At 70.4% G+C, this 20,425-nt stretch carries 19 protein-coding genes; 3 read left to right on the top strand and 16 right to left on the bottom strand.

The window, feature by feature from the left end:
• The 9 genes from ACO0E0_RS04820 to ACO0E0_RS04780 form a co-directional block, all read right to left on the bottom strand.
• On the bottom strand, positions 1-1,443 hold the full coding sequence (locus ACO0E0_RS04820; protein WP_422870261.1) for a cation:proton antiporter: 1,443 nt from the start codon (positions 1,441-1,443) through the stop codon (positions 1-3).
• A gap of 3 nt (positions 1,444-1,446) precedes the next feature.
• A complete protein-coding gene (locus ACO0E0_RS04815; protein ID WP_422870260.1) occupies positions 1,447-1,977 on the bottom strand; it encodes a cation:proton antiporter regulatory subunit in 531 nt (176 codons plus the stop codon).
• A 139-nt stretch (positions 1,978-2,116) separates the two neighbouring features.
• Positions 2,117-3,982, bottom strand: a complete 1,866-nt coding sequence (locus tag ACO0E0_RS04810; protein ID WP_422870259.1) for a glycerol-3-phosphate dehydrogenase/oxidase — start codon at positions 3,980-3,982, stop codon at positions 2,117-2,119.
• Between the two features lie 88 nt (positions 3,983-4,070).
• Positions 4,071-5,192, bottom strand: coding sequence for a GuaB3 family IMP dehydrogenase-related protein (locus ACO0E0_RS04805; RefSeq protein ID WP_422870258.1), 1,122 nt, complete (start codon positions 5,190-5,192; stop codon positions 4,071-4,073).
• 23 nt (positions 5,193-5,215) lie between these two features.
• On the bottom strand, positions 5,216-5,392 hold the full coding sequence (locus tag ACO0E0_RS04800) for a hypothetical protein (RefSeq protein ID WP_422870257.1): 177 nt from the start codon (positions 5,390-5,392) through the stop codon (positions 5,216-5,218).
• 168 nt (positions 5,393-5,560) lie between these two features.
• Positions 5,561-6,385 (bottom strand): ABC transporter ATP-binding protein, encoded by an 825-nt coding sequence (locus ACO0E0_RS04795; RefSeq protein WP_422870256.1) that lies wholly within the window; start codon positions 6,383-6,385, stop codon positions 5,561-5,563.
• Positions 6,382-7,425, bottom strand: coding sequence for an ABC transporter ATP-binding protein (locus ACO0E0_RS04790; RefSeq protein WP_422870255.1), 1,044 nt, complete (start codon positions 7,423-7,425; stop codon positions 6,382-6,384). Before ACO0E0_RS04790 ends, ACO0E0_RS04795 begins: the two co-directional genes overlap by 4 nt.
• Complete coding sequence (locus ACO0E0_RS04785) at positions 7,418-8,404, bottom strand: branched-chain amino acid ABC transporter permease (protein WP_422870254.1); 987 nt, start codon at positions 8,402-8,404, stop codon at positions 7,418-7,420. Before ACO0E0_RS04785 ends, ACO0E0_RS04790 begins: the two co-directional genes overlap by 8 nt.
• Positions 8,405-8,415: 11 nt before the next feature.
• Positions 8,416-9,831: a branched-chain amino acid ABC transporter permease gene (locus tag ACO0E0_RS04780; protein ID WP_422870253.1), complete on the bottom strand. Its 1,416-nt coding sequence runs from the start codon at positions 9,829-9,831 to the stop codon at positions 8,416-8,418.
• A 390-nt stretch (positions 9,832-10,221) separates the two neighbouring features.
• Here ACO0E0_RS04780 and guaB point away from each other — a divergent pair, with 390 nt between their 5' ends.
• Together guaB and ACO0E0_RS04770 are read left to right on the top strand one after the other, a co-directional pair.
• Complete coding sequence (gene guaB, locus ACO0E0_RS04775) at positions 10,222-11,724, top strand: IMP dehydrogenase (protein WP_422870252.1); 1,503 nt, start codon at positions 10,222-10,224, stop codon at positions 11,722-11,724.
• A 197-nt stretch (positions 11,725-11,921) separates the two neighbouring features.
• A complete protein-coding gene (locus ACO0E0_RS04770; RefSeq protein WP_422870251.1) occupies positions 11,922-12,788 on the top strand; it encodes a hypothetical protein in 867 nt (288 codons plus the stop codon).
• 48 nt (positions 12,789-12,836) lie between these two features.
• Here the strand turns inward: ACO0E0_RS04770 and ACO0E0_RS04765 are convergent, their stop codons facing one another.
• The 3 genes from ACO0E0_RS04765 to groES all read right to left on the bottom strand — a co-directional run bounded on the left by ACO0E0_RS04765 (position 12,837) and on the right by groES (position 15,967).
• Positions 12,837-14,174 (bottom strand): ABC transporter substrate-binding protein, encoded by a 1,338-nt coding sequence (locus tag ACO0E0_RS04765; RefSeq protein ID WP_422870250.1) that lies wholly within the window; start codon positions 14,172-14,174, stop codon positions 12,837-12,839.
• A 234-nt stretch (positions 14,175-14,408) separates the two neighbouring features.
• Positions 14,409-15,320, bottom strand: a complete 912-nt coding sequence (gene rarD, locus ACO0E0_RS04760; RefSeq protein WP_422870249.1) for an EamA family transporter RarD — start codon at positions 15,318-15,320, stop codon at positions 14,409-14,411.
• A 350-nt stretch (positions 15,321-15,670) separates the two neighbouring features.
• Positions 15,671-15,967 carry a co-chaperone GroES gene (gene groES, locus ACO0E0_RS04755; RefSeq protein WP_422870248.1) on the bottom strand — a complete coding sequence of 99 codons (297 nt, stop codon included), beginning with the start codon at positions 15,965-15,967 and terminating at the stop codon, positions 15,671-15,673.
• Between the two features lie 139 nt (positions 15,968-16,106).
• Between groES and ACO0E0_RS04750 the strand changes: the two genes are divergently transcribed.
• On the top strand, positions 16,107-17,312 hold the full coding sequence (locus ACO0E0_RS04750; protein ID WP_422870247.1) for a class I SAM-dependent methyltransferase: 1,206 nt from the start codon (positions 16,107-16,109) through the stop codon (positions 17,310-17,312).
• 88 nt (positions 17,313-17,400) lie between these two features.
• On the opposite strand, the gene ACO0E0_RS04745 is transcribed toward ACO0E0_RS04750, so the two are convergent.
• From ACO0E0_RS04745 to tsaB, 4 genes are all read right to left on the bottom strand, one after another.
• On the bottom strand, positions 17,401-18,036 hold the full coding sequence (locus tag ACO0E0_RS04745) for a DUF4190 domain-containing protein (RefSeq protein WP_422870246.1): 636 nt from the start codon (positions 18,034-18,036) through the stop codon (positions 17,401-17,403).
• Positions 18,037-18,123: 87 nt separating this feature from the next.
• A complete protein-coding gene (gene tsaD / locus ACO0E0_RS04740; protein ID WP_422870245.1) occupies positions 18,124-19,179 on the bottom strand; it encodes a tRNA (adenosine(37)-N6)-threonylcarbamoyltransferase complex transferase subunit TsaD in 1,056 nt (351 codons plus the stop codon).
• The gene (gene rimI / locus ACO0E0_RS04735) at positions 19,176-19,715 is read right to left on the bottom strand and encodes a ribosomal protein S18-alanine N-acetyltransferase (protein ID WP_422870244.1); all 540 of its coding nucleotides are present in this window, start codon (positions 19,713-19,715) and stop codon (positions 19,176-19,178) included. Before rimI ends, tsaD begins: the two co-directional genes overlap by 4 nt.
• Positions 19,712-20,380 (bottom strand): tRNA (adenosine(37)-N6)-threonylcarbamoyltransferase complex dimerization subunit type 1 TsaB, encoded by a 669-nt coding sequence (gene tsaB, locus ACO0E0_RS04730; protein WP_422870243.1) that lies wholly within the window; start codon positions 20,378-20,380, stop codon positions 19,712-19,714. The genes rimI and tsaB overlap by 4 nt, the downstream gene beginning before the upstream one ends.
• Positions 20,381-20,425: the final 45 nt, after the last annotated feature.

The raw sequence follows: 20,425 nt of genomic DNA, 5'->3' as shown, positions 1-20,425 counted from the left end.
TCAGTACTCCGGGTCTCGCTGTCGGTTCGCGCGAGCGTCGGACTGCTGCCCGGCCTGCTCCGCGTGGATGTCGATCGGCGACGTCGGTTCGCGGTCCGCGGCCGGGCGCACTGCGCGCGGCACGGTCTCGAGTTCCGAGGTCTCCGGGGACCCATTCTCACGCTCGTCGCTGCCAGCCGCCTCCACGAGGGCGATCTCCTCGGCGAACCGTCGGTCCCGCTCGGCCTTCCGGGCGGCCGCGGCGGCGTCGGCGGCGTTCCGCGCCCGCGTCCGGATCCGGGTCGGCCGGAGCACCGCTCGGCCGATCCGGTCGGAGTTCGCGGCGAGGACCGGTCCGAGCACGGCCATCACGAGCACGTACAGCCCGGCGAACGCGGTGATCCGCTCCTCGAGCCCCGCCGCCGCCGCCAGGGTCGCGAGGATGAGCGCGAACTCGCCGCGGTTCACGAGGATCACGGCGGTGTTGATCCCGGCCTGGGCGCCGAAGCCGTTCATCCGCGCGACGAGCTGTCCCGCGACGGCGTTCAGCACCACGGTCATCCCGATCGCCCCGAGGACGGGCCACAGCACCTCGCCGAAGGTGGCGACGTTCAGCGCCAGGCCGAAGTTGACGAAGAAGAACGCCCCGAAGACGTCGCGCATCGGGAGTGCGAGCTGCTCGATCCGATCGCGGTAGCGAGTGGCGCCGCAGAGCAGCCCGATGACGAACGCCCCGATCGCGTCGGTCACCCCGAGGACGTCTCCGAGGCCGCCGAACAGGACGGCGAGCCCGAAGAACAGGACCGTGAACAGCTCGTCGTCGCGGGTGTTGAAGGCGCGGGAGACGACCTTGCCGCCCCACCGCGCGAGCGAGAACATCACGATGAGGAACCCGAACGCGAGCGCCAACTTGCCGATCACGCCCCAGACGTTGGTGTCGCCACTCAGCACGACGGACACGATCGCGAGGTAGATCGCGATGAAGACGTCCTCGATCACCGTCACACCGAGGATCATCGGCGTCTCGTCGTTCGCGAGCCGCCGCAGTTCGATGAGCAGCTTCGTGACGATGGCACTCGACGACGTCGCCGTCATCCCCGCGACGACGAGGGCCTCGCGCGTGCCCCACCCGAGCGAGAACCCGAACGCGAACCCCACGCCCATGTTGATCGCGACGTAGGTCCCACCGGAGATCAGCAACTTGCCGGCGTTGCCGTAGAACTCCTCCTGGTCGAACTCGAGACCGAGGTTGAACAACAGCAGGATCAGCCCGAACGTCGCGATGAGCTCGATCGTGTGGGACTCGATGTTGAGCCCGATCCAGCTGGAGTGCGGGCTCGCGATGAGCCCGACGACCATGTAGATCGGGATGGCCGGCAGGCCGATCAGCTTGCCGAGCCTGCCGAGGACGTAGGCGATGAGGAACAGGCCGCCGATGGTCAGCAGCTCACCACCCAGGTGCATCGCCTAGCCCCTGGGCGGGGCCTCGGCGACCGCCGCCGCCAGCGCGCCACTGCGGTAGTAGGTGAACGCCTTCGCGACCTTCTCGGGGGAGCCCGCGACGACGAGCGTGTCGCCCGGGAACACCACGAAGTCGCCGGAGGGAGCGGGGTTGGCCGAGTCGCCGCGGACCACGGCGACGACGGTCAGCCCGATGATCCCGGACCCACCGAGGTCGCCGAGCGGCTTGCCGGCGATGGCGTCGTCGTAGTCGACCGAGAACCAGTCGATCGACAGACCGGGGATCTCGTCGAGCTTCGACAGGCCTTCGGTGATCCGCGTCCCGCCGAGGAGCTCGGCGAGGGTGTGCGCTTCGTCCTCGGAGAGGCGGAGCGACACCTTCTCCGACTTGTCGGCACCGTCCGAGACGTCCGCGAAGGAGATGAGGTCGGAGTGCCCCGACCGGTGCGTGATGACCCCGCACTTGCCACCGTCGTCGGTGTAGAAGCTGTGCAGTACGCCGACGCCGGGGAGTTTGACGCGATGAACGTCGACCATGGTGATTGGCTCCCTTTGTTGTCCATCATGCTAACGCCGGGGCGCACGCACGCATTCCGGCGGCGGTGCGCTGCCGGCGGGCCGTCTCGGTGGGGGGAGGGGCGTGGCGGCGCCGCCCCGCGCCTCCCGCCCGTGCTGGTCACCGCGGTTCGGTGGTCTTCTCGCCGATCGTCTGCTCGTCCTCGGCCGAGCCGCCGGAGGCGGTCGGTCCGGTCGCGGCCGACGCGCCGACCACGACGTCGTCCTCGTCGAACCCGAACGCGATGTCCGGGGCCTCGAGCCGGACCCGGTCGGCGGACGCGTCGTCCGGCTGGAGCTGCGACGCGCGCTCGGCGGCGACCCGGGTCAGGTAGTTCGAGACCTCGTGCTCGGCCTGCTCGGTGCTCCACCCCAGGACGTCGCCCATCAGGCGGGCGGCGACGGGTGCCGCGGACTCCCCGCGGTCCCAGGCCTCGATCGAGATCCGGGTGCGGCGGGCGAGGACGTCCTCCAGGTGCAGCGCGCTCTCGTGCGACGCGGCGTAGACGACCTCCGCGCCGATGTAGTCGTCCGCACCGGGCAGCGGCTCTGCGAGGGACGGGTCGTCGACGATGAGCTGGAGGAGCTCGTCGATCATCGTGCCGTACCGGTTCAGCAGGTGCTCGACGCGGACCTTGTGGAGCCCGGACCGCTTCGCGATCGACGCGCGACGGTTCCATGCGGCCTGGTAGCCCTCGGCACCGAGCAGGGCGATGTCCTCGGTCGTCGAGGCCGGGACCCGACCGTCGAGCGCGGCCGCAGCCTCGTCGATCGCGTCCTTCGCCATCACGCGGTAGGTCGTCCACTTGCCGCCCGCGACGACGACGAGTCCCGGCACGGTGTGCGCGACGACGTGTTCGCGGGACAGCTTGGACGTCTGGTCGGACTCGCCGGCCAGCAGGGGTCGGAGTCCGGCGTAGACGCCTTCGACGTCCTCGCGGGTGAGCGGCACGGCGAGCACCCGGTTGACGTGTTCGAGGATGTAGTCGATGTCCGCCGCGGTCGCCGCCGGGTGCGCCTTGTCGAGGTCCCAGTCGGTGTCCGTCGTGCCGACCAGCCAGTGCCGGCCCCACGGGATGACGAAGAGGACGCTCTTCTCGGTGCGGAGGATCATCCCCATCGTCGACTGGAACCGGTCGCGCGGGATGACGAGGTGCACGCCCTTCGACGCCCGGACCTTGAACTGGCCGCGCTCCCCCACCATCGCCTGCGTGTCGTCGGTCCAGACGCCGGTCGCGTTGACGACCTGCTTGGCCCGGATGTCGAACCGTTCCCCGGTCTGGATGTCGTGCGCGTGCGCCCCGACGACCCGCTCGCCGACCTTGACGAAGCCCTCGATGCGGACCCGGCTCGCGGCCGAGGCGCCGTACGACGACGCGGTCCGGACGAGCGAGGACACGTACCGGGCGTCGTCGACCTGGGCGTCGTAGTACGTCATGCCCCCGACGAGCGCGTCCTTCCGGAGGCTCGGGATCGCCCGCAGCAGCTGGCGCTTCGACAGGTGCCGGTGGTGCGGGACCCCGGGCGGACGTCCACCGGACCAGCTGAACGCGTCGTACATCGCCATGCCGATCCCGATGTAGAACCGCTCCCACACGCGGTGGTTCAGCGGGTACAGGAACTTGACCGGCTTCACGAGGTGCGGGGCGATCCGCTGCAGGAGCAGCCCCCGCTCGATGAGCGCCTCGCGGACGAGCGCGAAGTTCAGCTGCTCGAGGTACCGGATGCCGCCGTGCACGAGCTTCGACGACCGGCTCGACGTCCCGGAACCCCAGTCGCGGGCCTCGACGATGCCGACGTGGAGTCCCCGGGTGACTGCGTCGAGGGCGCTGCCCGCCCCGACGATGCCGCCGCCGACGACCAGGACGTCGAACTCCTCGGTCTTCAGCGCCGTGATGGCCGCGTCGCGTTCGGCCGGGCCGAGCCTCCGAGAGACCGCCACGCTCCGGGCCCCGCGTCCGTCCGCCGCCGTGCTCGCCTTCGCCATGTCCGCCTCCGCATCGAGTCGTGCGCTGCGCAGCGCCTGCTGCGGCGCCGACCGACCACGACGGCCGACGATGGAGGACCGACGGTGGTCAGTGCGCGTGGTACGGCGCTACGACCACTTCTACTCGCTGGAACTCCTTGACGTCGGAGTACCCGGTGGTCGCCATCGAGCGGCGGAGCGCGCCGACCAGGTTCGCCCGACCGTCACTCGTCGGGGTCGGCCCGTTCAGCACGTTCTCGAGCGGGGCGATGGTGCCGACGTCGACCCGGCGGCCGCGCGGCAGCTCCGGGTGGTGCGCCTCGGAACCCCAGTGGAACCCGCCGCCGGGGGCGTCCGTCGCCCGGGCGAGCGCGGTGCCGAGCATGACCGCGTCGGCGCCGGTCGCGATCGCCTTGACGATGTCGCCCGAGGTGTCGAGACCGCCGTCGGCGATGACGTGCACGTACCGGCCGCCGGACTCGTCCATGTAGTCACGACGCGCGCCGGCGATGTCCGCGACCGCGGTGGCCATCGGGGCGTGGATGCCGAGCGCGGCGCGTGTGGTGGACGCCGCTCCCCCGCCGAACCCGACGAGCACCCCGGCGGCACCCGTGCGCATCAGGTGCAGGGCCGCCGTGTAGGTCGACGCGCCGCCGACGATCACCGGGACGTCGAGCTCGTAGATGAACTTCTTGAGGTTGAGCGGCTCCTCGGTCTGGGAGACGTGCTCGGCGGACACCGTCGTGCCGCGGATGACGAAGAGGTCGACACCGGCGTCGACGACGGTCGCCGAGAACTCCTGGGTGCGCTGCGGGCTCAGGGCACCGGCGACCGGGACCCCGGCGGCACGGATCTCCGCGAGACGCGCCGTGATGAGCTCGGGCTTGATCGGCTCGGCGTAGATCTCCTGCATGCGTGCCGTGACGGTGCCGTCGGTGAGCGCACGGATCTCGGTGAGGTACGGCTCCGGGTCCTCGTACCGCGTCCACAGGCCTTCGAGGTCGAGCACGCCGAGCATGCCGAGCTCGCCCATCCGGATCGCGGTCGCCGGGGAGACGACCGAGTCCATCGGCGCGGCGATGATCGGCGACTCGAACGTGAACGCGTCGATCGACCACTGCACGGAGACGTCGCGCGGGTCCCGGGTGCGGCGCGACGGGACCACCGCGATGTCGTCGAAGGCGTACGCCCGTCGTCCGCGCTTGCCAGTTCCGATCTCGACTTCGCTCACCCGGCAAGCCTACCGGGATGCCCCTACCGACGCCGCCGGACGAGCCGCAGCGTCAGCCCGAGCAGGACGGCGAGGACGACCAGCACGACGACGAGCGCCGCGAACACCTTGATCACCAGCGCCGCACCGACGAACAGCAGCCCGAAGACGATCCACACCCCGCTGTCGAGGAAGCGTTCCGAGGTGCGCGGGCCGGCCATGCTGTGACGGTAGCAGCGCTGGTCGGGCTGGCCGTCCCTCCCGGTCGGTCCCTGCCGCCCGTCCCGCCGGCCGCCGGCCGCCTGACGAGTGAGCAGCAATCGTCGGCACGGACCACCCCGGGCGACGATTGCTGCTCACTCACCACGTCCAGCGCGGTCGCGGGAGCACTACTTCGCGGCGTCGACGTCCTTCGCGAGCGTGCCGAGGTACAGCTCGATGACCTTCGGGTCGTCGGCGAGCTCGCGCCCGGTCCCGGTGTAGGCGTTCCGCCCCTGGTCGAGCACGTACCCGCGGTCGCAGATCTGCAGGCAGCGACGCGCGTTCTGCTCGACCATGACGATCGTCACGCCCGCCTTGTTGATCCGTCGGGTCCGGATGAAGGTCTCGTCCTGCCGCACCGGCGACAGCCCCGCACTCGGCTCGTCGAGGAGCAGCACCTTCGGGTCCATCATGAGCGCACGCGCCATCGCGACGGACTGCCGCTCGCCACCGGACAGTGACCCGGCACGCTGTCCGCGCCGCTCGCCGAGGACCGGGAACAGGTCGTAGATGACCTCGAGCCGCTCGGCGAACTTCTTCGGGCGCAGGTACATCCCCATCTGCAGGTTCTCCTGGATGGACAGCGACGGGAACACGTTGTTCGTCTGCGGGACGAAGCCGACGCCGGCCTGCACGAGCTTGTTCGCCTTGAGGTTCGTGATGTCCTCGCCGTCGAGCGTCACCGAGCCGCTCCGGATGTTCACCTGGCCGAACAGGGCCTTGAGGAGCGTCGACTTGCCGGCACCGTTCGGGCCGATGATGCCGATGAGCTCGCCCTTGTGGACGTCGAGGTCGCAGCCGTTCAGGATGTTGACGCCGGGCAGGTACCCGGCGACGACGTTGTCGGCCCGCATGACGAGCTCGCGGTCCGTGGTCGCGCCTCCGGCCGGACTGGAGGCGGTGCCCGCGCCCGGTGCGCCGGCCCTGGTCGGTCCGTTGGTCCCGTCGCTCATCGCGCGTCCCCTTCTGTGTCGGGGCTCGTGCCGTGTGCGGCGGCGTCCTCGGCGGCCACCTCCTGCTCGAGCTGCTCCATGGTGTCGTCCGACAGCAGCGCGTCGTCGCCGAGGTCGGTGTCGTGGTGGGCGCCGAGGTACGCGTCGATGACGGCCTGGTCGTCCATCACGGTCTGCGCCGGTCCCTCGGCCACGACGCGGCCTTCGGCCATCACGACGACCCAGTCCGAGATGTGCCGGACCATGTGCATGTCGTGCTCGACGAACAGCACCGTCATGCCCTCGTCACGGAGGGACTGGATGTGCCCGAGGAGCGACTGGGTCAGCGCCGGGTTCACACCGGCCATCGGCTCGTCGAGCATGATCATCGTCGGGTCGGACATGAGCGCGCGCGCCATCTCGAGGAGCTTCCGCTGGCCTCCGGAGAGCGACCCGGCGTAGTCGTCCTTCTTCTCGAGGAGCTTGAACCGTCCGAGGAGGTCCTCGGCCTTGCGGGTGATCTCCGCCTCGCGCTTGCTCCACAGCGGCTTGATGAGCGCGGTGAAGAAGTTCTCGCCCGGCTGGTCGGTCGCACCGAGCAGCATGTTCTGCATCACCGTGAGCCGGGACAGCGCCTTGGTGAGCTGGAACGTGCGGACCATGCCGGCACGGGCGACCTTCGCGGCGCCGACGGCGCCGAGGTCGCGACCGTTGAAGGACCACCGGGCGTCGCCGGCTCCGGCGCGGGAGAACCGACCGGGCGCGCTCGACGGCCGGTCGAACCCGGTGAGCAGGTTGAAGAACGTCGTCTTGCCGGCGCCGTTCGGGCCGATCAGCGCCGTGATGGTGCCGCGCTGGACCTCGAGGTGGCCGACGTCGACCGCGGTCATGCCGCCGAACTTCCGGGTGATGTTGTCGACCGTCAGGATCGAGTCTGGCTTCGCGGAGCCCGGCGTGTGGTCGACGGTGGTGAGTGCGCCCGTGGGCGTGGCGGCGGCGCCGTGCGCAGTGCCGGTGGGGGTGGCGGCCGCGCCGTGCGCGGTGCCGGTGGTGTCAGACACTGAAGGTCAGCTCCTTCTTGTTCCCGAGGATGCCCTGTGGTCGGAACACGATGAGCAGCATGAGCGCGACCCCGACGAGGACGTACGAGAACTGCTCCGCCTGCTGCCCGTTCATGATCGAGGACGGGATGAAGTCGCCCGCGAGCGTCCGGATGAACAACCGCATCACGAAGAACAGGATCGCACCGAGCACCGGGCCGAACACGGTCGCGGCACCGCCGAGGATGAGCGCCGTCCAGATGAAGAAGGTCATCGACCTGCCCATCGCGTCCGGCTGCACGGACGACGGCAGGACGTAGATGACGCCGGCGACCGCACCGAGCGCGCCACCGAGGACGAGCGCCTGCATCTTGTACGAGTAGACGTTCTTGCCGAGGCTGCGCACGGCGTCCTCGTCCTCGCGGATCGCCTTGAGGACGCGCCCCCACGGACTCCGCATGAGCGCCCAGAGCATCAGGCTGAAGAGCGCGACGAGCGCCCAGCCGACGATCCGGATCCACCAGCCGCTGACGCCGTTGTTCGAGTACTCGAACCAGAGCACCTGCGTCGTGCCGTCCGGCAGGAACGAGAGGTTGTTGAACGGGTCGCGGTAGCTGTTCCCGACGAGGCCGTTCGAGCCGCCCGTGACGTCGGTGAGCAGACTCGACCGTCCGACCATCCGGATGATCTCCGCGCCGGAGATCGTCACGATCGCCAGGTAGTCCCCTCGCAACCGGAGCGTCGGGATGCCGAGGATGATCGCGAACACGATGGCGGTCAGCAGTGCGATGAGCACCGCCATGCCGAGCGGCAGTCCGTTCTGGATCGAGATCGCGAAGCCGTAGGCGCCGAGCAACAGGAACGCGGCCTGGCCCATGTTCACGAGCCCGGTGAGGCCGAAGTGGATGTTGAGGCCGATCGCCGCGATGGCGAACGCCGCGGTCGTCGGGGCGAGTGCCTCCGCCGAGAGCGAGTAGAGCAGGTTGACGAGGTAGTCCATGGTCCGTTCCCTTAACCGATCCGCTCGGCCCGACCGAAGATGCCCTGCGGCCTGACGAGCAGGACGAGGATCAGGATGACGAGTGCGGTGGCGTACTTGAAGTCACCGGGCAGCACGAGGTTCGTGAGTTCGACGACGACGCCGATGATGAGCGACCCGACGAGCGCACCGTAGGCCGTGCCGAGACCGCCGAGCGTCACCGAGGCGAACATGAGCAGCAGCAGCTGGAGGCCGGTCTGCCAGTTCACGCCGTTCAGGACGAGCCCGAGCATCACGCCGGACAGGCCTGCGAGTCCGGCGGACAGCGTCCAGACGAACCGGATGACCCGGTCGACGTCGATCCCCGACGCGGCGGCGAGCGACGGGTTGTCCGACACGGCACGGGTCGCGCGGCCGAGGCGGGTCCGCACGAGGAACAGGCCGGTCCCGACGAGCACGAGCACCGCGATGCCCATGGCGACGTACGACTGCACCGTCAGCGTGATGCCGGCGAAGTCGACCGTCCGCGGGTTCCCCTGCTGGATGCGGACCGTCGAGGCGCCGAAGAAGTACTGGAACGCGTACTGCAGGGCGATCGAGAGGCCGATCGTGACGATCATGAGCTGCGTCAGGCTGATCCGGCGCCGGCGGAGTGGTCTCCAGATCGCGGCGTCCTGCAGGTAGCCGGTCGCCGCGCACAGGACCACGACGATGACCCCGGCGATCCAGATGTTCATCCCGAGGACGTTCGCGAACACGTACGCGAGGAGTCCGCCGAGCGTGACCTGCTCGCCGTGCGAGAAGCTCGACAGGCCGGTCGTGCCGTAGATCAGCGAGAGGCCGACCGACGCGAGGGCGATGAGGAGCCCGAGCCGGATGCCGGAGACGAGCTGCTGCCAGGACCGGTCCCAGGTGACGGTCGAGGTGCCGCCGGTGTCGCTGACCGCACCCTCGGTGTCGGACAGCTGGAAGATCGCCCCGGCGTTCGAGCCGACGTTCGCCTGGACCGGACGGGCGTTGTCCTTGGCGTCGGTCAGGTACTGCCCCTTCGGCAACGACGACTGCTGCAGGCTGAGGACGTACCTGCCGGACGTCGTGACGCTGACGAACCACCGGCCGTCCGCGTTCGTCGTCGCGGTCTGGGCGAAGGACCCCGGGCCGGTCACCTTGATGTCGGCGCCCTGGACGGGCTTCTTGGTGGAGCTGAGGATGGTGCCCTGGATGCAGCCGTTCGTCGCGCTGACGGTGCAGGCCGTGGCGGACGCCGGTCCGTTCGTGTCCGTGGTCTGCGGCGCCGACGGTGTCGCGGCGGCGCTCGTGGACGTCGCCTGTGCGGCGGGCGCCATCGCCCACTCGACGGCGAAGGTCGCGGCGAGCGCCAGGAGCGCGGCGACGATGAAGATCAGTCGACCGCGGCCGATCCGGCCGTGGCGGGTCCGGCGTCGCACCGGTCCTGTCGACGTCGTGGAACCCACAGAGCCTCCCTCTCGGATCGTCGGACGTCGACGATTCCGTGCGCGGCCCACCATCGGGTTGGTGTGGTCCGCACGTGCGGGCCGACTTTACGGAGCGTATGTGTCACGGGTGTTTCCACCAGGTTCCCTCCGTGCTTCGTGCACAAACCGTGATGTTCCACAGATCCGGGGCCGAACGGACATCGAACGTCCAGCGAGCGCGGAACCACGGGCCGGACGGGAGGCGCGGGTCGGCGCCGCTCCGCGCCTCCCGTCCGCCTGTGGACCGGAATGGCCGCATGCCCTCGGCGCGTTATCATGGTCCATCCGGTTCCCGACGGCGCGCCCGGACGACCACTTCACTCGCCCAGAAGGGGACCCTCCATGGACCAGCCGGATCCGTTCGGATTCATCGGACTCACCTACGACGACGTCATGCTCCTGCCGGGTCACACCGACGTCATCCCGAGTGAAGCCTCGACCGCTTCCCGGCTGACCAAGCGCATCGCCGTCAACGTCCCCCTGTTGTCCGCGGCGATGGACACCGTCACCGAGTCCCGGATGGCCATCGCGATGGCGCGGCAGGGCGGCATCGGCATCCTGCACCGGAACCTCTCGATCGCGGACCAGGCGGCGTACGTCGACAAGGTCAAGCGGAGCGAGTCCGGCATGATCACGAACCCCGTCACGACGACGCCGGACGCCACAGTGGCCGACGTCGACGCACTGTGCGGGCAGTTCCGCGTCTCCGGCCTGCCGGTGGTCGAGCAGGACGGCACACTCGTCGGCATCATCACGAACCGGGACATGCGCTTCGTCGCACCGTTCGAGATGCAGACCACGCTCGTGCGGGACGTCATGACGACGCTGCCGCTCATCACCGCGCTCGAGGGCATCGACCCGGAGGACGCCGTCGCGATCTTCGCGCAGCACAAGATCGAGAAGCTGCCGCTCGTGGACGCCGACGGCAAGCTCCGCGGGCTCATCACGGTCAAGGACTTCGACAAGAGCGAGAAGTACCCGGACGCCACGAAGGACTCCGAGGGCCGGCTCCGTGTCGGTGCCGCGATCGGGTTCTTCGGCGACGCGTGGGAGCGGGCGTGCGCGCTGCGTGACGCCGGCGTGGACGTCCTCGTCGTCGACACGGCGAACGGCGAGAGCGAAGGCGTGCTCGACATGGTCCGCCGACTGAAGGCCGATCCCTCGTTCGACGGTGTCGACGTCATCGGCGGGAACGTCGCGACCCGCTCCGGTGCCCAGGCCCTCATCGACGCCGGTGTCGACGCGGTCAAGGTCGGTGTCGGTCCCGGGTCGATCTGCACGACGCGTGTCGTCGCCGGTGTCGGGGTGCCGCAGGTGACCGCGGTGTACGAAGCGTCCCTGGCGGCGCGTGAAGCCGGCGTGCCGGTCATCGCCGACGGCGGCCTGCAGTACTCGGGCGACATCGCGAAGGCACTCGTCGCCGGGGCGGACACCGTCATGCTCGGGTCGCTGCTCGCCGGGTGCGACGAGTCCCCCGGCGACCTGGTGTTCGTCGGCGGCAAGCAGTTCAAGGCCTACCGCGGCATGGGCTCGCTCGGTGCACTGCAGACCCGTGGCAAGAAGACGTCGTACTCCAAGGACCGGTACTTCCAGGCCGACGTCCCGACGGACGACAAGCTCATCCCCGAGGGCATCGAGGGCCAGGTCCCGTACCGCGGAGCGCTGTCGAACGTCGTCTACCAGCTGGTCGGCGGACTGCGGCAGTCGATGTTCTACGTCGGCGGCCGGACCGTCCCGGAGCTCAAGGCCCGGGGCAAGTTCGTGCGGATCACGGCGGCGGGGCTGAAGGAGTCGCACCCGCACGACATCCAGATGGTCGTCGAGGCTCCGAACTACCAGCGGTAGTCCCCTCCCCCGCCCGCCCGTTCCGCGGAACACCGCTCTCTCGCCGAGACACCGCCTTCGCCAGCGGTGTCGTGGCGGGAGAGCGGTGTTTTGCGGTGCACCGACGTTCTCCACAGCCCCACCCACGTGGTCCGGGAGTCCGCCATCGTTGACCGATGCGCCATCAGGACGTCACACTGCACCGCTCGGACCCCGACATGCCGTTGCGAACGGGAGCGCAGTTCGTCGTGCTCAGTCGCGGGGTCCGCGTCGAGACGGAGCAGTGGGACGCGCTCGACCGGCTCGAACAGCGTCGGCTGAGGGTCACCGCTCGGTACCAGACGCTCCGATCGAGGCCAGCCGTCTCGCACGGGTCGGCGGCAGCGATGTGGGGCCTGCCCAGCTTCGATCGCGACGACGGACGGCTCCACGTGGTGGACAGCACCCGCGCTCGGACCCACTCCGGTCCGGGTGTCGTCCGGCACGCCGCGGTCGTCCACCGACGAGAGGTGGAGTACTTCGACGGTGTGTTCGTCACGAACGCACTCCGCACCGTGGTCGACGTCATCCGATCGTCGTCGTTCACCCACGCCGTGCTCGTCCTCGACCATGCACTCCGAGCCGGGCTGGTCACTGTCGACTCCGTGCGAGCAGCGCTTGCCGACGCGTCGAGTTCCCGCGGCACGGTGCGGGCTGCACATGCGCTCGACTTCGCCGACGGAGCCTCGGAGTCGCCCGGCGAGTCGTGGAGTCGTGTCCGTATCCGGGAACTCCGTCTCCCACCCCCGGAACTACAGCGGGAGTTCGTGACACCCTCGGGGCGGTTCCGGGTCGACTTCTGGTGGCCGGCAGTCGGTGTCGTCGGCGAGTTCGACGGGCGGGTGAAGTACCGTTCCGGCGATCCGGAGGCGCTCTGGCACGAGAAGCAGCGCGAGGACGCCCTCCGCCGGTTGCCGACGATGCGGAACGTCGCGCGATGGACCATGTCGGACCTGGCAGTTCCGGCGCGCCTCGCCGCGATCCTGCACGGGGCGGGCGTCATGCGCACACCAAAACACCGCCCTTCCGACGAGACACCGCCGTGAAGGACGGTGTCTCGCGCGGAGAGCGGTGTTTTGCGGCCGGGGCGGGACCTACTTCGTCGAGCCCTGGATCGCGCTCTGGTAGACGGGCTTGTTGTTCTCGTCGTACTTGTAGATGCCGATGTAGGCGCTCGACGGGTCGTTGTCCGAGTTGAACGGTCCGATGCCGGACTTGCCCGTGTACTCGATCTTCTTGCCGTCGTCGACGAGCTTCTTGCAGTCGGCGAAGGTGGAGCACTTCGTGCCACCGTCCGCACCGGAGACCTTGGCCATGTTGGCCTGGATCGTCGGAGCGTCGGTGCCCTTGCCGGCCTCGGCCGCGAGCGCGGTCAGGACCATCGCATCGTAGGACTCGGCTGCGTACGAGTAGTCAGCGAGGTCCTTGCCCTCGTTCGTCTTGTACCAGTCGTTCAGCTGCGACTTGAACTCGTCCTTCGGCGACGCGCCGGGGATCGTGCCCTGGCCGCCCTTCAGCGTGTTCGGGTCGAAGTCCTTGGAGTAGTCGGCCGTGTTGCCGTCGGACATGTACGTCTTCGCCATGTCCCAGCCCTGCGAGACGAGCTCCGGGACGATCGACTTGGTCTCGTCGAACGCCAGGATGACGATCGCGTCGGGCTTGGCGGCGATCGCCGCGGTCACCTCGGAGGAGAACGTCGTCTGGCCGGGCGGGAACTCCTGGCCCTTGCCCTTGCCGCCGTACACGACCGAGCCGCCGGCCGAGTCGACCGCCTTCTCGATGGTGTTGCGGAGACCGGTGCCGTACGCGTCGTTGAAGACCAGGAACGCGACCTTGGCGTTGCCGTCACCGGTGACGAGCTGGCCGAGCGCCGAGCCCTGCACCGTGTCCGGCGGAGCGGTACGGTAGTAGTACGACGAGTAGCCGGAGAGGTCGGTGGCGGTGTTGGCCGGCGAGATCTCGATGGTGCAGTTCGCGGTGAGCTGGTCGACGACGTTGAGCGTCACGGACGACGACTCGGCGCCGAGGACGACGGGCACCTTCGCGTTGATGAGCTTCGACGCCGCGGAGGAGGACACGGTCATGTCCGTGCTGTCACCCGAGTCGGTCGCGGTCGAGATCTTGACGTCCTTGCCGATCACGCCGCCGGCCGCGTTGATGTCGCTGACGGCGAGGCCGGCGCCGGCGATCGCGGGCGGGCCGAGGTAGGCGAGGCTGCCGGTGAGGGGCAGCATGGTGCCGTACTCGAGCGCGTCCTGGCTGGGGCTCGACGGAGCCTTGCAGCTCGACGCCGGGTCCTTCTTGCCGGAGGCGGAGGACGCCTTGTCAGAAGCGCCGCCGCTGCCGCTTCCGCTGGTGGAGCAACCGGCGAGCAGGATTGCAGCTGCCCCCGCGATCGCGAGCGCCTTGACGGCGCTGCTGGAACGAATCATCCGTGGAACCCTTTCTCTGAGCGGATCCGCCGTCGCCTCGGGTGTCGAGCGACTGTGTATCCACTGGGATGCGAGTAAACGTAGGGTCCGTTTGTTTCCGGCGCATGGCGAATGGATGTGGGCAGCGTTTCGTTGTCGAACCGTGACCGAATCTGAACGAACGGCGCGGATCCTCGCCGCCACGTTCAGCTGACGGTCAGGCGGGGCGGGCGGGCCGGGACTTGAGCGCAGGAGTCAGGAGCGGACGTTAGGCGCGGGTCGGAGCCCTCGGACCGCCGCGGTCCGGCGCGTGGCCACGAACGTGTCCACTGTGAGCAGCACGAGCGCGAGCCAGACGATGCCGAATCCGAACCACCGCGCACTCGACATCGCCTCGTGCTGGAGCCAGACGCCGACGACGAGCTGCATCACGGGCGTGAGGTACTGCGTGAGCCCGAGCGTCGACAGCGTCAGCCGCCGCGCGGACGACGCGAAGAGCAGCAGCGGCACGGCGGTGGCGGGACCTGCCCCGATCATGATCAGCGCGTGCACCCACCCCTCGGACGCGAACGTGACCCCGCCGCCGACACCCGTCACGCCGATGACCACGAGGGCGCCGACGGCCGCGGGCGTCAACCAGACGGTCTCGATCGTCAGGCCGCTCACCGCGTCGACGACCCCGCCGACCCGCTTCTTGACGAGTCCGTACAACCCGAACGAGACCGCCAGGCTCAGTGAGATCCACGGGACCTGCCCGTAGCCGACCGCGATCACGACGACGGCGACGACGCTGATGCCGACGGCGATCCACTGGGCGGGTCGGAGTCGTTCCCGGAGGATGAACACGCCGAGTGCGATCGTCACCAGCGGGTTGATGAAGTACCCGAGCGCGGCCTCGATCGTGTGCCCGGACGTGGTCGCCGCGACGTACACGGTCCAGTTCACGACGATGAGCCCGGCTGCGAGGGCCATCACCGCCATCACACGCCGCTGCCGGAACAGTGCGGCCGTCCGACCCCAGGACCGGAGGGCGGCGAGCAACACGGCGCAGAACACGAGGGCGAAGACGATCCGCCACGCGACGATCTCGAACGGGCCGGCCGGCGCCATCGCCACGAAGAGCAGCGGGAGCACACCCCAGAGTCCGTAGGCGGCGATCGCCTGCACGACGCCGACGCTCGCCTCGCTGCGTGGTGCACGAGCGTCACCGGAGGGTGCACGACCGTCGCCGGAGGCTGCACGACCGTCGCCGGAGGCTGCACGAGCGTCCCTGCTGGATCCCCGTCCGGGCCGCTCGTCGTCCACGTGACGATCCTAGGGACCGCCGCCGACGCGCTGAACCGCAGCCGTGCCTCCCGGCCGTTCCGCGTGTCCCGCAGGACGCCGCCGCGACCGGATCGCGGACCGCGACATCGCGGTGCGGCGCGGTGCGGCCGACCTGGTGTCCGACGGCAGGAGGGGCCGGGACGACGAAGGCCCGCAGGCAGCGCCTGCGGGCCTCCGGGTGGAGCTGGGTCTCAGCGGACGACGACCGCGAGGACGTCGCGCGCAGACAGGACGAGGTAGTCCTCGCCGCCGTACTTGACCTCGGTTCCGCCGTACTTGGAGTAGATCACCTTGTCGCCGACGGCGACGTCGAGCGGAACGCGGTTGCCGTTGTCGTCGATCCGACCGGGACCGACGGCGACGACCTCGCCCTCCTGGGGCTTCTCCTTCGCCGTGTCCGGGATGACGAGGCCCGAAGCAGTCGTCTGCTCCGCCTCGACCTGCTGGATGACGATGCGATCTTCGAGCGGCTTGATGCTGACTGCCACGGCTGACCTTCTCTTTCTCGGTGCTGATGAAAACCGGGTTGGCACTACCCGCAGGCGAGTGCCAGAAGTCCACTGTAGGGGCTTGCTGGCACTCGGTCAATCCGAGTGCCAGCGCTTTCCCGGGTGGGAGGATCGACGCATGGAAGCCGCCGACCTCGCGCAGTTGCTCACCCCCGCGGGCATGGCACTCCTCGACCGCACGCCGGGGGTCTCCGACGGCGGCGAGGTCGTCCGCGTCGTCTCCCGGCTGCGTGCGGAGGGTCACGATCCGGGACTCGTCGGAGCCGTCCTGACGCAGGCTCGACTACGGCAGCGGGCCGTCGGCAAGTTCGGCGACTTCGCGGCCCGCATGCTGTTCACCGAGGCGGGACTGGAGCAGGCCACACGGCTGCAGGTCGCGGCGCAGCACGCCGGACGGTTCGCCCGCGCGGGCCTCCACCGGGTCGCCGACCTCGGGTGCGGGATCGGCGGGGACGCCCTGGCGTTCGCGGCCCTCGACCTCGACGTCGTGGCCGTCGACCGCGACGAGGTCACGGCCGCGATCGCCACACACAACCTCGCGCCGTGGTCGAACGCGACGGTCGAACTCGGAGACGCCGGCGCCTTCGACCTGTCCCGCGTGGACGCCGTCTGGATGGACCCGGCGCGCCGGACCGCGGGGCACTCCGCGACGAGACGCCTCGCCGACCCGGATGACTGGTCGCCGTCGCTCGACACCGTGTTCGCCGCCGCGACGACGACCCCGACGGGCGTCAAGCTCGGCCCCGGCGTCGACCGGGACCTCATCCCGGACACCGCCGAGGCGCAGTGGACGAGCGTCGACCGCGAGGTCGTCGAGCTCGCGCTGTGGTTCGGCCCCCTCGCCCGGCCGGGTGTCCGACGTGCCGCGACCGTGATCGGGGCGCACGGGATCGCCGAGCTGACGAGCGACGCCGACGCGGACGACGTCGAGGTCGGACCGCTCGGCGAGTACCTCCACGAGCCGGACGGCGCGGTGATCCGGGCGCGGCTCATCGGTGACCTCGCGAGGTCGATCGGCGGTCGGATGCTCTCCGACGACATCGCGTACGTCACCGGGGACCGCGCCGTCACGACCCCGTTCGCGCAGACGTTCCGCGTGCGCGACACCCTCCCTCTCGACGCCAAGCGCATCGGCGCACGGCTCGCCGCCGACGGCGTGGGGCGCGTCGAGATCAAGAAGCGCGGCGTCGACGTGGACCCGGCCGAGTTCCGCAGGCGGTTGCGTCTCCGCGGCGGGACCGGGTCCGCCACGCTGGTGCTGACCAGACTGGAGGGACGACACACGGCGATCCTCTGTGATCGCCTCGACGAGGTTGCCGGCTGAGCAGCACGACGAAGCCCCCGGTGTGGGCCGGGGGCTCGGTCGAGGACGCGGTGTCGGAGGTCCGGACGATGTCGTCCGCGGGGCCTCGTCAGCGGACGAGCGCTGTGACGGCGCCCAGTGCGCCGTCGTACCCCGAGTACCCGCTGTGCGACGCCGTGCCGATGAGGATGCCGATGAAGACGAACCACACGATGATGAACACCGTGAACACGTAGCCGAGGATGAGACCGGCGAGTGCGAGGCCGCGACCCTGCTCGCCCGTCTTCGTGATCTGACTGAGCGCGATGTGGCCGAACACGATCGCGGCCGGAGCGATGACGAACGGCGCGATGATCGCGAGGATCGACATGACGTTCCAGCGTGGCGCCGCCTGCACGTACCCGTAGCCCGGCTGGCCGTACTGCGGCTGGCCGCCGTACTGCGGCTGCCCGCCGTACTGCGGCTGCCCGCCGTACTGCTGCTGCCCGCCGTACTGCTGCTGGCCGCCGTACTGCTGCTGCCCGCCGTACTGCTGCTGGCCGCCGTACTGCGGCTGCCCGCCGTACTGCTGCTGCCCGCCGTACTGCTGCTGCCCGTACTGCTGCTCACCGCCGTACTGCGGCTGCCCGCCGTGGGGCTGCCCGCCGTACTGCGACTGCTGCTCGCCGTACTGCGGCTGACCGTGCTGCTCGTGCTGCTGCCCCGCAGCCGGCCGGCCGCCCTGCTGCTCGTTCTGGTCGGACATCGTGCTCCCTCCGGCGCGCGCCCTCCCTGGGCACCCTTGGATCCTCCCACAGACCCCCCGCAGGCGGCTGGCCCACGAGCGAGGGCATCAGACCTGGACGGTCGTCACCGGGAGGGTCGAGTCCGCTGCGATGCCGAGGTCGCTCGGAGCATGCCCGGCCGCGACGAGCTGCGCCCCGATCGCCGCGATCATCGCGCCGTTGTCGGTGCAGAGGTCGAGGGGCGGGATCCGGAGCGCGATGCCGGCCTCGGCGCAGCGGGTCGTCGCGACCGCGCGGAGGCGGGCGTTCGCGACGACGCCCCCGCCGAGGAGGAGCCGGTCGACCCGGGTGTCCCGACAGGCGTTGATCGCCTTCGTGACGAGCACGTCGACGACGGCCTCCCGGAAGCTCGCGGCGACGTCGGCGGTCGGCACGTCCTCGCCGGCGTCCTGGCGACGCTCGACCCAGCGCGCGACGGCGGTCTTCAGCCCGGAGAACGAGAAGTCGTAGCGGTGCGCGGCCATGTCCTTCGGGAGCGTCAGTCCGCGGGGGAACCGGATGGCCGTCGGGTCGCCGGTCGCGGCCGCCCGGTCGATCTGCGGCCCGCCCGGGTACGGCAGCCCGAGGAGGCGCGCCACCTTGTCGAACGCCTCCCCCGCGGCGTCGTCGATCGTCTCGCCGAGGAGTTCGACGTCGTCGACGAGGTCCCGCACGAGCAGCAGCGACGTGTGCCCGCCGGAGACGAGCAGCGCGATCGTCGGCAGTTCGATGTCACTCCCGTCGGCGCGGAGCACGTCCGCCCCGACGTGTCCGACGAGGTGGTTCACCCCGTAGAGCGGTTTGCCCGTCGCCACGGCGAGCGCCTTCGCGGCACCGACCCCGACCATGAGTGCGCCGGCGAGTCCCGGCCCGGCGGTCACCGCGACGGCGTCCAGGTCGTCGAGCGTCACGCCGGCCTGCTCGAGGGCGGCGGTCAGCGTCGGGGTCATCGCCTCGAGGTGTGCGCGCGCGGCGACCTCGGGCACGACGCCGCCGTACCGGGCGTGCTCCGCCATGCTCGAGGCGATGACGTTCGCGAGCAGGGTCCGCCCGCGGACGATCCCGACGCCCGTCTCGTCGCAGCTCGTCTCGATCCCGAGGACCAGGGGTGCAGCGACGCTCATGCCAGGTCTCCGTCCGCCGGACCGACGGCCTCGGAACCGACCGCGCCCGTCCCTCCCGGCCGGCTCGCTGCAGGCGCCACAGGCGATGCGGACTGCCGCCGCATGACGAGCGCGTCCACGTCGTCCGGCTGGTAGTACCGGGGCCTCGTCGCGATGTGCTCGAACCCGAACGCGCGGTACATGGACTGCGCGACGGGGTTGTCCTCGCGGACCTCGAGGAACACGTCGGTGACGCCGCGCCGACGGGCCTCGTCGAGGAGCTCGGTGAAGAGCGCCCGACCGAGACCGGTGCCCCGGGCCGCCTCGGCGACGGCGATGGTCTGGACGTCGCCGTCCGAGCCGCCCTCCAGCGACATGAACCCCGCGTACCCGACGACCGCGCCGCCGTCCTCGGCGACGATGTAGTAGCTCGGGCGGGACCGCAGCTCAGCCGCCATCTGCTGCTCGCTCCAGGCGTCGCGCGGGAACGAGGCGTGCTCGAGCGCCATGATCGCGTCGAGGTCGGCGGGGGTCGCGCGCCGGATCGTGGCCGTCATGCGCGCACCCGTTTCGGGGTGCCGGGCATCGTGACGTCCGGGTCGCGGAGGTACAGGGGTTCGTCCGCGGCGAACGGACCACCGCTGGCGAGCAGTTCCGCGGCGAGGAGGCCCAGGCGTCCGGCGGGGACCGTCGCAGCGGTGACCCGACGGTGGCCGGCGGCGTCGCCGAGCGCGGCGTCCAGGTCGGCGGGCTTGGCGAGGCCCGGTCCGACTGTGCGGACGGGGAAGGCGGACAAACGGGAGGAACGGCTGGCGTCCGATGCGTCCCCTGCGGCCGCGTAGGCGCTCCAGTACACCTCGCGGCGACGGGCGTCCGTGACGACGACGACTGGCCCAGGACCGTCCGTGGCGAGGGTCTCCGCGGCGACGGCGTCGTGGCTGACGAGGGGCAGGACCGGGATGCCCCGGGCGGCGGCGAACGTCCGGGCGGCGACGATCCCGACACGGAGGCCGGTGAACGGGCCGGGTCCCATGCCCGCGACCACCCCGGTCAGATCCTCGGGACGGATGCCGGCCTCGGCGAGGACCTCTGCGAGTAACGGGCCGATCACCTCGGCGTGGCGGCGGGAGTCGTCGGTGCCGCGCTCGGCGAGCACCGTCCTGGCGTCGGGGTCCACGACGGCGACCGCGGTCCCGGCGGACGTGTCGATGGTCAGGAGCACCGGTCCATCGTAGGCCGCCCGTGCGATCCGGCGACGCGGGCCCCG

The organism is Curtobacterium phyllosphaerae, assembly GCF_049341865.1.
GTDB lineage: Bacteria > Actinomycetota > Actinomycetes > Actinomycetales > Microbacteriaceae > Curtobacterium > Curtobacterium phyllosphaerae.
The sequence above is the reverse complement of the archived record's forward strand: the minus strand, read 5'-3'. Positions and strand labels throughout refer to the sequence as shown.

What these genes read in the sequence shown, in the direction of transcription:
- ACO0E0_RS04820 (WP_422870261.1), bottom strand. Translation starts at nt 1,443, where the DNA reads ATGCACCTGGGTGGTGAGCTGCTGACCATCGGCGGCCTGTTCCTCATC.
- ACO0E0_RS04815 (WP_422870260.1), bottom strand. Translation starts at nt 1,977, where the DNA reads ATGGTCGACGTTCATCGCGTCAAACTCCCCGGCGTCGGCGTACTGCAC.
- ACO0E0_RS04810 (WP_422870259.1), bottom strand. Translation starts at nt 3,982, where the DNA reads ATGGCGAAGGCGAGCACGGCGGCGGACGGACGCGGGGCCCGGAGCGTG.
- ACO0E0_RS04800 (WP_422870257.1), bottom strand. Translation starts at nt 5,392, where the DNA reads ATGGCCGGCCCGCGCACCTCGGAACGCTTCCTCGACAGCGGGGTGTGG.
- ACO0E0_RS04795 (WP_422870256.1), bottom strand. Translation starts at nt 6,385, where the DNA reads ATGAGCGACGGGACCAACGGACCGACCAGGGCCGGCGCACCGGGCGCG.
- ACO0E0_RS04785 (WP_422870254.1), bottom strand. Translation starts at nt 8,404, where the DNA reads ATGGACTACCTCGTCAACCTGCTCTACTCGCTCTCGGCGGAGGCACTC.
- guaB (WP_422870252.1), top strand. Translation starts at nt 10,222, where the DNA reads ATGGACCAGCCGGATCCGTTCGGATTCATCGGACTCACCTACGACGAC.
- ACO0E0_RS04770 (WP_422870251.1), top strand. Translation starts at nt 11,922, where the DNA reads ATGCCGTTGCGAACGGGAGCGCAGTTCGTCGTGCTCAGTCGCGGGGTC.
- ACO0E0_RS04765 (WP_422870250.1), bottom strand. Translation starts at nt 14,174, where the DNA reads ATGATTCGTTCCAGCAGCGCCGTCAAGGCGCTCGCGATCGCGGGGGCA.
- ACO0E0_RS04750 (WP_422870247.1), top strand. Translation starts at nt 16,107, where the DNA reads ATGGAAGCCGCCGACCTCGCGCAGTTGCTCACCCCCGCGGGCATGGCA.
- ACO0E0_RS04745 (WP_422870246.1), bottom strand. Translation starts at nt 18,036, where the DNA reads ATGTCCGACCAGAACGAGCAGCAGGGCGGCCGGCCGGCTGCGGGGCAG.
- tsaD (WP_422870245.1), bottom strand. Translation starts at nt 19,179, where the DNA reads ATGAGCGTCGCTGCACCCCTGGTCCTCGGGATCGAGACGAGCTGCGAC.
- rimI (WP_422870244.1), bottom strand. Translation starts at nt 19,715, where the DNA reads ATGACGGCCACGATCCGGCGCGCGACCCCCGCCGACCTCGACGCGATC.